Origin of the sequence: Paenibacillus lentimorbus NRRL B-30488, from assembly GCF_000411595.1 — a bacterium.
Taxonomy (GTDB): domain Bacteria; phylum Bacillota; class Bacilli; order Bacillales; family Bacillaceae; genus Bacillus; species Bacillus velezensis.
Genome location: NZ_ANAT01000005.1, coordinates 357,733 through 371,496, shown reverse-complemented (window position 1 = coordinate 371,496; position 13,764 = coordinate 357,733). Strand labels below are relative to the sequence as shown.

The window sequence follows — 13,764 nt, the reverse complement described above, 5'->3', positions numbered from 1 at the left end:
AGGGGGAGCGGATTTGAAAGAAGAGATCGGCAAGCCGAACGGTCTGGTGCCTCTAGCCTTATTGCGCGTCATGGATCAATTTTACGGGATCGAACATCAAAGTGAGCCGGAGATGCTGTATTCGTTCTGTGCGGAAGGAAAAAGCTCCCCCAAACGAAAAAAGCCATTGCGTATTCTGTACGCAACCTTTCTCCGTTACCCGAATGTCGGAGGACTGGCGAGTTATATCACGTCAATTAAGACGGGTTTTGAGCGCATCGGTCATCAGGCGGATGTCATCTCGCCGCTCCAAATGCCGCCAACTTTTTTTCAGGAAGATATCCCGCGGGCCGCTGACGAGATCAGAGCGTTTCTTGTTGGCAGATACGGCGCCGCAAACGAAAAGTTTGTGAAGAATCTCAGCTATTTACATGTCTTTCAAAGATTTTTGAAGGAGAAAGACTTAGAACAATATGACCTGTTTCACGCGCAGGATTTATTTGCAGTATTTTTGCTGGGATACCTTAATCAAACGTATCGGCGTCCGCTTTTTTTCACGCCGCACGGACATTTTACGAAAAGCCGGATGAAGTTTCATAAAATCCAAAAGGGTTCAATAGAAGAGGCATATTTCAGTGAAATAGAAAGGCAGGGTATTCGGGCTTCGGATAAAATCATTACAATCAGCGACTCCTTTCACGAGCCCTTGCTGGAGTACGGAGCGAAGGAGGCTCAGCTGACGACTGTTCATACCGGTATTCACATTCAGGATGCCCCTGAGCCAAAACGTGCTGAAAAGCTCGTGATTGCGTGCGTTTCCCGTCTGACCGAGCGAAAAGGACATGATGTGCTGCTGGACGCTCTCGCCCGCATCCGGCACCATTTATCCGGAGTTGATATATGGATCATCGGAGACGGAAACATGAGAGAGTTTCTGGAAGAGAAGAGACGGAAACTGGGCCTCTCAAATGTGTTTTTCCTCGGAAAACGGCATGATGTGCCGGCGCTTTTGGCTGAATCATCTATATTTGTCCTGCCGACATTGAATGATAATTTCCCCATAGCGATCATCGAAGCGATGTTCTCAGGTCAAGCCATTGTCGCAACTGACTGCGGAGGAATCCCTGAGATGATCCGGCATGAGGACACAGGGCTTATCTGTCAGCCCGGCAACAGCCGCGAACTTGCTGATGCCCTCGTAATGCTGATTACGGATCAGTCTCTCAGGGAACGGCTTGGAAAAGAAGCGCGCTCCTATGCCGGCCGGCATCTGCGTCAGGAACTGATGGTTTCAAAAATAGAAAGGATTTATCAATCATTTTTCTGAATGATACCGGCGCCGCATGGCAGGTGCTTCATGAGCAGAATAAAGAGGCCGGCGTTTAACTATCCAGCTTCTTTCCGAGCTGTTTTTTCATCTCATACAGAGTCTGCTGACTTTGTCCGCCCGGGCCGCCTGGCATTCCTCGCCGGGCTGAGCTTGTTTTTCCGGTGCTGTATCGGTCAGCTGAGATTTTTGTGCCGTTCTTTTTAATCCATGAGACAAGCTTTGTGTTGCCTGAATTGTTGCCGGATAATAAGTAATAGTTCATTTTTCCTTCGTCAACAAGTTTTTTCAGCTGTGAGACGGTTTTACCGAAATTTTCTTCACGGAAAAAAGAGGCGGAAAGCCATCGCTTCCGCCTCCCGCACATATATATGAGAGAGCGGCCTTTATTTGTGATCGTTCTCTTTTTGGATTTCAGCTAATTTGGCAAGCAGAATGTGCTGAGGCATGTGCATGATTCTCTCAAGCGGCATATTCAGTGATTCTGCGAGCTTTTGCGCCGTTTCGGCGGAAATTTGCAGCGGTTTCATGTGATCACTCCTTCCGTTTCTTTATTGTACTAAAATCAGAAATCTATCGTAAGAGGATATGACAAAGGAATGGAGGTTTGAAAAGCGGGGCTTTATAACAGAATGGGGGAGGTTTTTTATGCAATCGCCATTGATGTTATTACAGCTGAAGCTGGCTGATTATCAGAAAAAAGCCGCAGAACTGCGGACAATTGACGAATTTATCATACTGAAACAGACATTGCAGGACATGATGAAAGTATTCGCCGCCTGTGAAGAATGGGAGCTGTATCAAAAAACGGCCGATCTCATGGCGCAGACGGTGCTGCACATCCGTTTCATCGAATAAGGAAAAGCCCTCGCTCGGGCGAAGGCTTTTCTTAAAAGGACCGTTCTTCTTCAATGTTTTTATGCTGATCATAAATGACAAGCTTAGACGGGCTGTTCTCTTTCGCCGTCTGCTCCGCTTTCTCGATCGCCGCGTCCTTTGATGTATAAAGAGCCGTCGGCGCCACATTTTCCACCTTCACAAACCATCCGTCCGCATCAACACTGGGTGTTACAGCATATGTTTTCATCCTTCTTACCTCCCGGTTTCGATTTATTTACTTGTTTCCCGGCATTCGGAACGGCAAAACACATAACCCTCTCCTCCAAATACAGGGAAAGTGATATTTTTCTATTCTTTTTCATGAGAAATGGTAAAATGGAGTTTGGATATTTTTAAGGAGAGGACGGTGCTTAGCATGACAGACCTTCTGAATGATCGGCTGCCGCCGCAAAACATAGAAGCTGAGCAGGCCGTGTTAGGTGCTGTTTTTTTACAGCCGTCTGCGTTGACACTGGCTTCTGAAGTGTTGATTCCGGATGATTTCTACAGAATGTCACATCAAAAAATTTACAATGCCATGCTCGTGCTCGGAGACCGCGGTGAACCGGTTGATTTGGTCACGGTAACGTCAGAGCTTGCGAATACCGATTTGTTAGAAGAGGTGGGCGGCGTTTCTTACCTGACGGATATCGCGAATTCCGTTCCGACAGCGGCTAATATAGAATATTACGCGAAAATCGTTGAGGAAAAATCCATTCTCCGCCGTTTAATCAGAACGGCGACCTCAATCGCCCAAGACGGGTATACGCGCGAGGATGAAGTTGAAGATTTATTAAGCGATGCGGAAAAAACGATTATGGAGGTCGCGCAGCGAAAAAATTCGGGCGCCTTCCAAAATATTAAAGACGTGCTTGTGCAAACATACGACAACATTGAGCAGCTTCACAACCGGAAAGGCGATATTACCGGGATTCCGACCGGCTTTATCGAGCTTGACCGGATGACGGCGGGTTTTCAGCGGAATGATTTGATCATTGTCGCAGCCCGTCCGTCTGTGGGAAAAACGGCGTTTGCCTTAAATATTGCGCAAAACGTGGCCACCAAAACGGATGAGAGCGTCGCGATATTCAGTCTTGAGATGGGTGCCGAGCAGCTTGTCATGCGTATGCTCTGCGCTGAAGGGAATATTAACGCCCAAAATCTCAGAACGGGTAATCTGACGGAAGAAGATTGGGGCAAGCTGACGATGGCGATGGGAAGCCTGTCAAACAGCGGTATCTTTATAGATGACACCCCCGGCATCCGCGTCAGCGAAATCCGTTCAAAATGCCGCAGGCTGAAGCAGGAGAACGGATTGGGCATGATTTTAATTGACTACCTGCAGCTCATTCAGGGAAGCGGCCGTTCGAGCGACAACCGTCAGCAAGAGGTATCGGAAATTTCACGGGCGCTAAAAGCGCTGGCGCGGGAGCTCGAAGTCCCGGTCATCGCCCTGTCTCAGCTCTCCCGGGGTGTTGAGCAGCGGCAGGATAAACGTCCGATGATGTCAGATATCCGTGAGTCGGGAAGTATTGAGCAGGATGCCGACATCGTCGCCTTCCTGTATCGTGATGATTACTATGATAAAGAATCCGAAAACAAAAACATCATCGAAATCATTATTGCCAAACAGCGTAACGGCCCGGTGGGCACCGTCTCACTGGCTTTTGTGAAAGAATACAATAAGTTCGTAAACCTGGAAAGGCGCTTTGATGACGGCGGTGTTCCGGCAGGTGCGTAAAGCCTCAAGCAATGTCTTGAGGCTTTTTTTCATCCGAAAGAATGAGAGAATGCCGTCCGTTCGGCAGACGAAAAAAAGAAAGCGCTTTTATACAATGGCATTAAGGGAGGGATGATGATGACAATTGAATTTCCGCAATTTCAAGCGGCGCAAATCCGGATTGCCCGGCCGACCGGACAGCTCAAAGAAATCATCAGGTTTTATGAAGAAGGCCTCGGATTGAAGAGAATCGGCAGTTTTTCCGGACATGAGGGCTACAGCGGCGTCATGTTCGGTCTGCCCCATACGCAATATCACTTAGAATTCACCGAAGAAACCGGCTCGTTTCAGCCGGCGCCCGTTCCGCACGGCGACAGCCTGCTTGTCTTTTACATCCCTGATCAGCAGGAGGTCATTCGCATCAGCACGAAATTAAAGCAGATGGGATATGAGGAGAAAGAATCCGAAAATCCGTACTGGGAAGAAAAAGGCGTGACCATCGAAGATCCTGACGGCTGGCGGATCGTCCTGATGAATACAAGCGGAATATAAATGACTGTCTGAAGAACCTGGGATACGGGTTCTTTTTCATGTTAAAGTATGAAAGTTTCGGGAGTAATAGATAGCAAATGAAAGAGAAAACGCTTTTAATCAGGTTTAAGGCGAACAAATACAGAATAATAAGATTTAAACGTTCGGATTTACGATTGACTTTCTGTTTCGGCACTGATACACTTAATTTGTTTGAATGAGATATCGTTTTGAAAGGTTAACGGAGGTGCACGGATATATGTCTTCAGTAGTCGTAGTAGGTACGCAGTGGGGCGATGAAGGAAAAGGTAAAATTACAGATTTCCTATCAGAAAATGCAGAAGTGATCGCACGTTATCAAGGCGGAAACAATGCAGGACATACCATCAAGTTTGATGGCGTCACGTACAAGCTTCATTTAATCCCATCAGGAATTTTTTATAAAGAAAAAGCGTGTGTCATCGGGAACGGAATGGTTGTTGATCCGAAAGCGCTCGTAACGGAGCTTGCGTATCTTCATGAACGCAATGTGAGCACAGATAACTTGAGAATCAGCAACAGAGCCCACGTCATTCTTCCATACCATCTGAAACTGGATGAAGTAGAGGAAGAACGCAAAGGGGCCAACAAGATCGGCACAACGAAAAAAGGCATCGGACCTGCTTATATGGACAAAGCGGCGCGGATCGGCATCCGGATCGCAGACCTGCTAGATCGTGACGTGTTTGCAGAAAAGCTTGAACGGAACCTTGAAGAGAAAAACCGTCTGCTGGAAAAAATGTATGAAACGGAAGGCTTCAAAATTGAAGATATTCTGGATGAGTATTATGAATACGGCCAGCAGATTAAAAAGTATGTATGCGATACATCCGTCGTTCTGAATGACGCGCTGGATGAAGGCCGCCGCGTTTTATTTGAAGGCGCTCAAGGGGTTATGCTTGATATCGACCAAGGGACATACCCGTTTGTCACTTCATCCAACCCGGTCGCCGGAGGGGTGACGATCGGTTCAGGCGTAGGCCCGACAAAAATCCAGCACGTCGTCGGTGTATCGAAAGCGTACACAACCCGTGTCGGTGACGGTCCTTTCCCGACTGAGCTGAAAGATGAAATCGGAGATCAAATCCGTGAAGTCGGACGCGAATACGGCACAACAACAGGCCGTCCGCGCCGTGTCGGCTGGTTTGACAGCGTTGTTGTCCGCCATGCCCGCCGCGTCAGCGGAATCACAGATCTTTCTCTGAACTCAATCGATGTGCTGACTGGCATTGAAACATTGAAAATCTGTGTCGCTTACCGCTACAAAGGTGAAGTGATTGAAGAATTCCCGGCAAGTCTGAAAGCTCTCGCAGAGTGTGAACCGGTATATGAAGAAATGCCTGGCTGGACGGAAGATATCACAGGCGCAAAAACATTGAGCGATCTTCCTGAAAATGCGCGCCATTATCTGGAACGCGTATCTCAGCTGACAGGTATTCCGCTTTCTATTTTCTCTGTCGGTCCCGACCGTTCACAAACGAACGTCATCCGCAGCGTATACCGCGCTAACTAAGAATTTGCAGCAAACAAGCCTCCGGTCACGGAGGCTTGTTTTTTATGTAGGAAAAAATAATAGATTTTTTTCAAAAAAGTAGTTGCCACTTTCGAATGTTCTATGATATTATAAATCTCGTTGTTACGGAACAGCTTCAATAGAGTACTGCAAGAAAGCTTTTGTCTGAATGCTCTATGATACATAATCCGACACATCAAGAGCCATTAGCTCAGTTGGTAGAGCATCTGACTTTTAATCAGAGGGTCGAAGGTTCGAGTCCTTCATGGCTCACCACTTTTTATGGCCCGTTGGTCAAGCGGTTAAGACACCGCCCTTTCACGGCGGTAACACGGGTTCGAATCCCGTACGGGTCATTGATTTACTTTAGCGTTATTGCTAACTCCTTATTTGTCCTCGGAGGGCCGCCACGATACGGTTCTCCGGACAAATTACTGTAAGGTCCGGTAGTTCAGTTGGTTAGAATGCCTGCCTGTCACGCAGGAGGTCGCGGGTTCGAGTCCCGTCCGGACCGCCATTTTACTTTACTTTATAGTATAGAAAAGAAACATCTGGCTCGGTAGCTCAGTTGGTAGAGCAACGGACTGAAAATCCGTGTGTCGGCGGTTCGATTCCGTCCCGAGCCACTTACCCAAACGCATCTGCAATAGTAGGTGCGTTTTTTCTTTTGTTATAAAAAAGGGAGAGCCGGCTTTTCAGCCGGCCCAGAAGAAGACGTCAAACACTAGACGGCGTTTTTTTTCGTGAGGTTTCAAAAAAATATTATTTTTTAAAAGAAAATAAAAAACATGACAAAAGGATGGCAGTTCAATACGTTTTTGCGCTGTTCTCTTTAATTTTTTTATCTTTTGACCTGAAACCGTTATAATAGACGGGGAACGTTTTTCATGATCCGAATTGTGATCATCATGAAACATCAATAGATGAAATGAAGTCATTCTGGCAGGAGGAAAATCAAGATGATGGATAAGAAAATCCTTGTAGTCGATGATGAAAAACCGATTGCAGATATATTAGAGTTTAATTTAAGAAAAGAAGGCTATGACGTGCATTGTGCGTACGACGGAAACGAAGCCGTGGAAATGGTGGAGGAGCTTCAGCCTGATTTAATTCTTTTAGATATTATGCTTCCGAATAAAGACGGAGTTGAAGTGTGCCGGGAAGTCCGGAAAAAATATGATATGCCGATTATTATGCTGACGGCAAAAGACTCGGAGATTGACAAGGTCATCGGGCTTGAAATCGGAGCGGATGACTATGTCACGAAGCCTTTCAGCACGCGTGAGCTTCTGGCCCGCGTCAAAGCGAACCTGCGCCGCCAGCTTACGGTTGCGCCGGCTGAGGAAGAATCAGCTTCTAATGACATTCATATCGGTTCTCTCGTCATCTTCCCTGACGCTTATGTCGTATCAAAAAGAGAAGAAACGATCGAGCTGACTCATCGTGAGTTTGAATTGCTTCATTACTTAGCCAAACATATCGGACAGGTTATGACGCGTGAGCATCTGTTGCAGACTGTGTGGGGCTATGACTATTTCGGTGACGTGAGAACGGTGGATGTAACAGTGCGCCGTCTCCGTGAGAAAATCGAGGATAATCCGAGCCATCCGAACTGGATCGTCACAAGACGGGGTGTCGGTTATTACTTGAGAAATCCTGAACAGGACTAACCGGCGATGAATAAGGTTGGTTTTTTCGGTCGATTCAGTTTAAGATCACGCTGATCTATGTGCTTCTCATTATCATCGCCATGCAGATTATCGGCGTGTACTTTGTGAAACAGGTGGAGAATTCTCTTCTCAAGTCCTATGAATTATCGTTAAATCAGCGGATTGACAATCTATCTTATTATATTGAGCAGGAATATAAAGGAGATAATGACAGCACCGTCATTAAAGATGACGTCAAACGGATTTTGAATGATTTTACGAAAAACAATGAAATACGGGAGATTACATTTGTTGATAAAAGCTATGAGGTCGTCGGTTCTTCGAGGCCTTATGGCGAGGAAATAGCGGGGAAACAGACGACTGACCCGATTTTTAAACGGATTTTTTCAACAAAACAGGCCTATTCAAAAAAATATTATGATCCTAAAAGCAAAAACAGAGTGCTGATTTCAGCAAAACCTGTCGTCACAGAGAATCAGGAAGTTGTCGGCGCGATTTATGTCGTGGCCAGTATGGAAGATACCTTTAACCAGATGAAAACCGTCAACTCGATTCTTGCTTCAGGAACAGGATTAGCCCTTGTTCTGACGGCCCTTCTCGGTATTTTTCTCGCCCGCACCATCACCCATCCGCTGTCGGATATGCGGAAGCAGGCGATGGAACTGGCAAAAGGGAATTTCTCCAGAAAGGTGCGGAAATACGGGCATGATGAAATCGGTCAGCTCGCAACGACGTTCAACCATCTGACGAGAGAGCTTGAAGATGCCCAAGCCATGACGGAAGGGGAGAGAAGAAAGCTTTCTTCCGTTATCGCGTATATGACGGACGGTGTCATCGCTACGAATCGCAACGGGGCTATTATTCTTTTAAACAGCCCTGCGCTTGAGCTGCTGAATGTTTCACGTGAAACGGCTTTAGAGATGCCGATTACGTCTTTATTGGGCATAAAAGAGAACTTTACATTTGAGGATTTAGTAGAACAGCAGGATTCAATGCTGCTGGAGATCGAACGTGACGATGAAACGACTGTACTGCGGGTGAATTTTTCCGTTATTCAGAGAGAGCACGGAAAAATCGACGGTTTAATCGCGGTTCTTTATGATGTCACCGAACAGGAAAAACTCGATCGGGAACGCAGAGAGTTCGTTGCCAACGTGTCTCATGAGCTGCGGACACCGCTGACGACCATGCGAAGCTATTTAGAGGCGCTTGCGGAAGGCGCGTGGGAAAACAAAGATATCGCTCCGCGTTTCTTAATGGTGACCCAAAATGAGACTGAGCGCATGATCAGATTGGTGAACGACCTGCTTCAGCTTTCTAAATTCGACAGCAAAGATTATCAGTTTAATCGGGAGTGGATTCATATGATCCGCTTTATGTCACTGATTATCGATCGTTTTGAAATGACGAAAGAACAGCATGTCGAATTTATCCGCGAGCTTCCGGACAGAAATCTGTACGTGGAGATTGATCAGGATAAAGTGACGCAGGTTCTCGATAATATCATTTCTAACGCACTGAAATACTCACCGGAAGGCGGGCATGTCACTTTCTCAGTCGATGTGAACGAGAAAGAAGAGCTGCTTTATATCAGCGTAAAAGATGAAGGTATCGGCATTCCGAAAAAAGATGTGGAAAAAGTCTTTGACCGTTTCTACAGAGTGGATAAAGCGCGCACGAGAAAACTCGGCGGCACCGGGCTCGGCCTTGCGATTGCAAAAGAGATGGTTCAGGCGCACGGCGGAGACATTTGGGCCGACAGTGTAGAAGGCAAAGGAACGAAGATTACATTTACTCTTCCATATAAAGAAGAGCAAGAGGATGATTGGGATGAGGCGTGAAAATATAAAAACAGTCATACTGTCAGTGCTGGTCGTCATTAGTCTTGTTTTAACATGGGGAATTTGGACATTCCAGCCCAATTTTTCAGAAGGCACGGCCTCAACCAAATCGACTGTCCGGGAAAAGCATAAAATTGATAAAACGAGCCAAAAAGTGTCGCAAACGGTAAAACCCCGGGATATGTTTATTCATACAAACGGCTCTCATTATAAAGTGGATGATGAGACGCTCTTTAATGACCTGTGGGCGGATTTGCCGCAATGGGAAGTAAAAGGGATGAAGGATATTTCCGATCAATACGACAAGCTCGGTTTTAAAAATTGGCTTTACGGCAGAAACGGCAATTCGGCAAAGCTCGATCTGCAATTCAATGACACCATTCCGATTGATTTCTTCCAATCGATGTTTAAATGGTCGAATCCGTCAATGGAATACAGCTCATTTGACCATATTGTCATTCCGTTTAATGAGAATAAGACGAATAAGAAGATTTACATGGTCTCATACAGCAAGCAGCTGATTTTGGAAGTGACTGTGGAATCGGCGAATTACCGCAATCTGATGAATGAGCTGTACAGCAAAAAGTCGAGTATGCCGTTATACCACCTCTATTCGGTCGGAAAAAGCAAAGAATTTCTCATGCCGAATGCGCGGTTTAATATGAAGGAAAAAGAATTTATCACTGAAACCATTAAGACGAACCTGTTTAAGCAGACGCTTTTTAATGATCCGAGCACGGTCAGAGAGGACCCGAATTACAATCGGAATGTGCTGACTGACGGAATCAGCCGTCTGGAAATCAATTCGACACAGCGGCAGATTCAATTCCAGCATCGGAACCTGGCACAAAGCGCTTCTTACCAAACGGGTGAGCTGATTAAGAAAAGCTATAAATATTTAGAGGATACGGGAAGCTGGACGGATCATTATCAATTTTTCAATGTGAGTGATAACCAGCAGCTGAGTTTCTACATGTTTAAAGACCAAATGCCTGTGATCAACAGCACGTCTAAGCCTTTCGGATCCGGACCTGTTTTGACCCTGCAATGGGCCAATGACGAGGTTCTCAGCTACAAGCGGCCGAACTATGTTCTCGGGCCGAATCCGATTAAAACAAAAGACGTAAAAATGATGAACGGCAATGAGGTTGTGTCTCTGCTGGAGCAGCAGGATAAATACGACGTGAACAAAATCGACCAGATCTTCCTGTCCTATCAAATGGTCTCTTCGTCAACGAATGATCTCGTTGAACTGGAACCCGTCTGGAGTATGAAAATCAACGGGAAGATCGTCCCGATTACGAAAGATCTGCTGGGGAAGGAGGAGGACGATAATGGAGTGGAATAAGACAAAAACGATCTTCATCATTGCCTTCCTCATCCTCGATATTTTTCTCGGCTATCAGTTTTTTGAAAAACGCTCGAGCAGTGAATACGAAGTGATTAAAAATTCAAACGTGGAAAAAGACATGGAGATGGATCATATCACATTTGGCAACCTGTCTTCTGATTCCGCGACGGGCTACCGGCTGACGGCGGGCCAAAAAGTATTTACCGCTGAAGATATTGATGCTTTGAAGGATCAAAAGCCGTTAATGGAAATGCCGGCGGATGATCACAAGGTCACAACGCTGAAAATGAAATTTACCGATCCGGTCGGTTTATCGAAGCAAAAACCGCAGGAGGATGCGGAATCGCTCGTCAGCTCTAAAGTAACCGGCGGTGAAAAATATAAACTGTGGAAAGTCGACAAGGATCAAAAACAGATCATTTTTTACCAGACGTATGACGGACAGTTTATTTATCAGGATTTTGACTCGTCCACGGATGCGATCGGACAGGTGATTCTGCATCTGAACGATAAAAACCAGGTCGTATCTTACGAGCAGACCATGCTGGAGTCATTCAAGCGAATCCAGACGGAGAGCCTGATTCCTGAGCTTGATGCGGTCGAATTATTGTATTCTCAAAATTACTTAAAAGCGAATTGCGCCGTTAAAAGCGTCAAGTTCGGCTATATTGCCCAATACCCGCTGACAAGTACGCAGGTGCTGGCGCCGGTATGGAGAATTACAATTGAAGATAAGTCAAAAGGGACGAAGAAAAAGACACAGCAAACGTACACTGTGAATGCATTGGAAAGCACAGTCATTGATAACAATCAAAATAAATAATGGAGTGAGACACAATGGGCTTGCAATTTAGCGTGCTTGCGAGCGGGAGTACCGGAAACGCGTTTTATCTGGAGACAGAGGAGCACTCTTTTCTGGTGGATGCCGGCCTGAGCGGTAAAGCGATGGACGGGCTGATGGAGAGAATCGGCCGTAAGATAGACGACGTCGACGGCATCTTTGTCACTCACGAGCACAGCGACCATATTAAAGGGCTCGGCGTCATTGCGAGAAAGTACGGTCTACCCGTCTACGCCAATGAAAAGACGTGGAAAGCGATGGAGAATCAGATCGGCAAGCTGGATACCGGACAAAAGTTTTTGTTCCCGATGGAAAGCGTGAAATCTTTCGGCGGGCTTGATGTTGAGTCATTCGGCGTCTCTCATGACGCGGCCGAGCCGATGTTTTATGTTTTCCACTACCAAGGCAGAAAGCTCGCGCTGATGACGGACACCGGATATGTGAGCGACAGAATGAAAGGCATCATCCGTTCGGCCAATGTGTTTGTATTTGAAAGCAACCATGACGTCGGCATGCTGCAAATGGGCAGATACCCTTGGAGCATTAAGCGGCGGATTTTAAGCGATGTCGGCCACGTCTCGAATGAAGATGCGGCGCTCGCCATGACTGATGTCATCGGCGACGGCACATCGCGCATCTATTTGGCGCATCTGAGCCAAGACAACAATATGAAGGAACTGGCGAGAATGTCCGTGCAGCAGACATTGGCTGCGAAAGGATTTGTCGCCGGGGAAACATTTCAGTTATTTGATACCGATCCGAAAATTCCGACGCCGCTGTGCGCCGTGTAATTTTTCCAAATGAATCATGATTATTAATCCGCGATCTGACCCACACTATAAGCAAATCGAGTACTCTTGAAAGGATTTGAGATAGGGTGGATTATAATCGCGATGATGAACAGTACGCCTCCGAACAGCCCCGCCGCAGCAAGAGAGGATACTTTCTATCAAGTCTGATCGGCGTCATCGTCGGGGCCGCGCTCATGGCTTTCCTGCTGCCGTACTGGACAGGCGGAGACCATGGAGACAGCAGCAAAAGCACCAGCCAGCGTCTCGGCAGCGAACAGGTGAAAACAGTCAACGTAAATGTCAATGACGCTGTCACGAATATGGTCAGCCGTGTATCGGATTCGGTAGTCGGCGTTCTCAATATCCAAAAGACCGATATTTGGGGAGAGGGCGGCGAAGCGGGAAGCGGTTCGGGCGTCATTTACAAAAAGAACGGAAACACATCTTATATCGTAACCAATCACCATGTCATTGAAGGTGCGACTGAGATTGAGATCAGCCTGAAGGATGGCTCGCGCGTGCCTGCTGAGCTGATCGGGAGCGACCGTCTGATGGATCTCGCGGTACTGAAGGTGAAGTCTGATAAAATCAAATCGGCCGCCCAGTTCGGCAATTCTGATCAAGTCAAAGTCGGAGAACCGGTCATTGCGATCGGAAATCCGCTCGGACTTGAATTTGCGGGATCAGTGACACAGGGGATCATTTCAGGCACGGAAAGAGCGGTGCCCGTTGACTCAAACGGCGACGGACATCCGGATTGGAATGCCGAAGTGCTGCAGACCGACGCCGCGATTAATCCCGGCAACAGCGGCGGCGCTTTGATGAATATATCGGGCAAGGTGGTCGGCATCAACTCAATGAAGATCGCTGAATCCGCCGTTGAAGGAATCGGCCTGTCCATTCCGTCAAAGCTTGTCATTCCCGTTATTCAGGATTTAGAAAAATACGGAGAAGTCCGACGGCCTTTCCTCGGTATTGAGATGAAATCCTTAACGGATATTGCGAGCTACCATTGGAGCCAGACGCTGAAACTCCCGAAAGGCGTTAAAACCGGGGCGGTCATTATGGGTGTCGACGCGTTTTCACCGGCCGGAAAAGCGGGTTTGAAAAAGCTCGACGTGATTACCGGGTTCGACGGACATAAGGTCAATGACGTTGTGGATCTCCGTGAGCGCCTGTATCGCAAAAAGATCGGCGACCGTGTGAACATCACATTCTACCGTTCGGGAAAGAAAAAACAGCGGAAGTCAAACTGACAGAAGCGGATCGATTACAGAAATAA

General features: G+C 46.9%; 12 protein-coding genes, 4 tRNA genes and 2 pseudogenes. 15 read left to right on the top strand and 3 right to left on the bottom strand.

Features of this window, described 5'->3' with window-relative positions:
- Positions 1 to 13 precede the first annotated feature (13 nt).
- Positions 14 to 1,306: a glycosyltransferase family 4 protein gene (locus D368_RS02735; protein ID WP_071392526.1), complete on the top strand. Its 1,293-nt coding sequence runs from the start codon at positions 14 to 16 to the stop codon at positions 1,304 to 1,306.
- A gap of 55 nt (positions 1,307 to 1,361) precedes the next feature.
- Here the strand turns inward: D368_RS02735 and D368_RS02730 are convergent, their stop codons facing one another.
- Both D368_RS02730 and D368_RS02725 read right to left on the bottom strand, forming a co-directional pair.
- Positions 1,362 to 1,673, bottom strand: coding sequence for a mannosyltransferase YkcB-related protein (locus D368_RS02730; RefSeq protein ID WP_101562602.1), 312 nt, complete (start codon positions 1,671 to 1,673; stop codon positions 1,362 to 1,364).
- A gap of 19 nt (positions 1,674 to 1,692) precedes the next feature.
- The gene (locus tag D368_RS02725; protein WP_014306172.1) at positions 1,693 to 1,836 is read right to left on the bottom strand and encodes a YycC family protein; all 144 of its coding nucleotides are present in this window, start codon (positions 1,834 to 1,836) and stop codon (positions 1,693 to 1,695) included.
- Between the two features lie 118 nt (positions 1,837 to 1,954).
- Here D368_RS02725 and D368_RS02720 point away from each other — a divergent pair, with 118 nt between their 5' ends.
- Positions 1,955 to 2,164: a hypothetical protein gene (locus tag D368_RS02720; protein ID WP_015418617.1), complete on the top strand. Its 210-nt coding sequence runs from the start codon at positions 1,955 to 1,957 to the stop codon at positions 2,162 to 2,164.
- A gap of 31 nt (positions 2,165 to 2,195) precedes the next feature.
- Here the strand turns inward: D368_RS02720 and D368_RS02715 are convergent, their stop codons facing one another.
- On the bottom strand, positions 2,196 to 2,393 hold the full coding sequence (locus D368_RS02715; RefSeq protein WP_007407900.1) for a DUF2188 domain-containing protein: 198 nt from the start codon (positions 2,391 to 2,393) through the stop codon (positions 2,196 to 2,198).
- Between the two features lie 168 nt (positions 2,394 to 2,561).
- On the opposite strand from D368_RS02715, the gene dnaB reads away from it, so the two are divergent.
- The 13 genes and pseudogenes from dnaB to D368_RS02645 all read left to right on the top strand — a co-directional run bounded on the left by dnaB (position 2,562) and on the right by D368_RS02645 (position 13,764).
- A complete protein-coding gene (gene dnaB, locus D368_RS02710) occupies positions 2,562 to 3,926 on the top strand; it encodes a replicative DNA helicase (protein WP_004393100.1) in 1,365 nt (454 codons plus the stop codon).
- Between the two features lie 117 nt (positions 3,927 to 4,043).
- Positions 4,044 to 4,457 carry a VOC family protein gene (locus tag D368_RS02705; RefSeq protein ID WP_101562601.1) on the top strand — a complete coding sequence of 138 codons (414 nt, stop codon included), beginning with the start codon at positions 4,044 to 4,046 and terminating at the stop codon, positions 4,455 to 4,457.
- A gap of 238 nt (positions 4,458 to 4,695) precedes the next feature.
- Entirely contained in the window at positions 4,696 to 5,988 is a 1,293-nt protein-coding gene (gene purA / locus D368_RS02700) for an adenylosuccinate synthase (RefSeq protein WP_004393102.1), read from the top strand.
- Positions 5,989 to 6,188: 200 nt separating this feature from the next.
- Positions 6,189 to 6,264, top strand: a tRNA-Lys gene (locus D368_RS02695).
- Positions 6,265 to 6,272: 8 nt separating this feature from the next.
- A tRNA-Glu gene (locus tag D368_RS02690) sits at positions 6,273 to 6,344 on the top strand.
- An 84-nt stretch (positions 6,345 to 6,428) separates the two neighbouring features.
- Positions 6,429 to 6,505 (top strand) — tRNA-Asp (locus D368_RS02685).
- Between the two features lie 36 nt (positions 6,506 to 6,541).
- Positions 6,542 to 6,614: transfer RNA gene (locus D368_RS02680), tRNA-Phe, on the top strand.
- Positions 6,615 to 6,950: 336 nt separating this feature from the next.
- On the top strand, positions 6,951 to 7,658 hold the full coding sequence (gene walR, locus D368_RS02670; RefSeq protein ID WP_004393104.1) for a cell wall metabolism DNA-binding response regulator WalR: 708 nt from the start codon (positions 6,951 to 6,953) through the stop codon (positions 7,656 to 7,658).
- A gap of 6 nt (positions 7,659 to 7,664) precedes the next feature.
- Positions 7,665 to 9,499 (top strand): annotated as a pseudogene (gene walK / locus D368_RS02665) (cell wall metabolism sensor histidine kinase WalK).
- Complete coding sequence (yycH, locus tag D368_RS02660) at positions 9,489 to 10,847, top strand: two-component system activity regulator YycH (RefSeq protein ID WP_004393107.1); 1,359 nt, start codon at positions 9,489 to 9,491, stop codon at positions 10,845 to 10,847. Before walK ends, yycH begins: the two are co-directional and overlap by 11 nt.
- The gene (locus D368_RS02655) at positions 10,834 to 11,673 is read left to right on the top strand and encodes a two-component system regulatory protein YycI (RefSeq protein ID WP_004393108.1); all 840 of its coding nucleotides are present in this window, start codon (positions 10,834 to 10,836) and stop codon (positions 11,671 to 11,673) included. Before yycH ends, D368_RS02655 begins: the two co-directional genes overlap by 14 nt.
- Positions 11,674 to 11,687: 14 nt before the next feature.
- A complete protein-coding gene (locus tag D368_RS02650) occupies positions 11,688 to 12,482 on the top strand; it encodes an MBL fold metallo-hydrolase (protein ID WP_004393110.1) in 795 nt (264 codons plus the stop codon).
- Positions 12,483 to 12,568: 86 nt separating this feature from the next.
- Positions 12,569 to 13,764 (top strand): annotated as a pseudogene (locus D368_RS02645) (S1C family serine protease).

Coding starts and splice junctions, on each gene's coding strand:
- D368_RS02730 (WP_101562602.1), bottom strand. CDS start 1,673: ATGTGCGGGAGGCGGAAGCGATGGCTTTCCGCCTCTTTTTTCCGTGAA.
- D368_RS02725 (WP_014306172.1), bottom strand. CDS start 1,836: ATGAAACCGCTGCAAATTTCCGCCGAAACGGCGCAAAAGCTCGCAGAA.
- D368_RS02720 (WP_015418617.1), top strand. CDS start 1,955: ATGCAATCGCCATTGATGTTATTACAGCTGAAGCTGGCTGATTATCAG.
- D368_RS02715 (WP_007407900.1), bottom strand. CDS start 2,393: ATGAAAACATATGCTGTAACACCCAGTGTTGATGCGGACGGATGGTTT.
- dnaB (WP_004393100.1), top strand. CDS start 2,562: ATGACAGACCTTCTGAATGATCGGCTGCCGCCGCAAAACATAGAAGCT.
- D368_RS02705 (WP_101562601.1), top strand. CDS start 4,044: ATGACAATTGAATTTCCGCAATTTCAAGCGGCGCAAATCCGGATTGCC.
- purA (WP_004393102.1), top strand. CDS start 4,696: ATGTCTTCAGTAGTCGTAGTAGGTACGCAGTGGGGCGATGAAGGAAAA.
- walR (WP_004393104.1), top strand. CDS start 6,951: ATGGATAAGAAAATCCTTGTAGTCGATGATGAAAAACCGATTGCAGAT.
- yycH (WP_004393107.1), top strand. CDS start 9,489: ATGAGGCGTGAAAATATAAAAACAGTCATACTGTCAGTGCTGGTCGTC.
- D368_RS02655 (WP_004393108.1), top strand. CDS start 10,834: ATGGAGTGGAATAAGACAAAAACGATCTTCATCATTGCCTTCCTCATC.
- D368_RS02650 (WP_004393110.1), top strand. CDS start 11,688: ATGGGCTTGCAATTTAGCGTGCTTGCGAGCGGGAGTACCGGAAACGCG.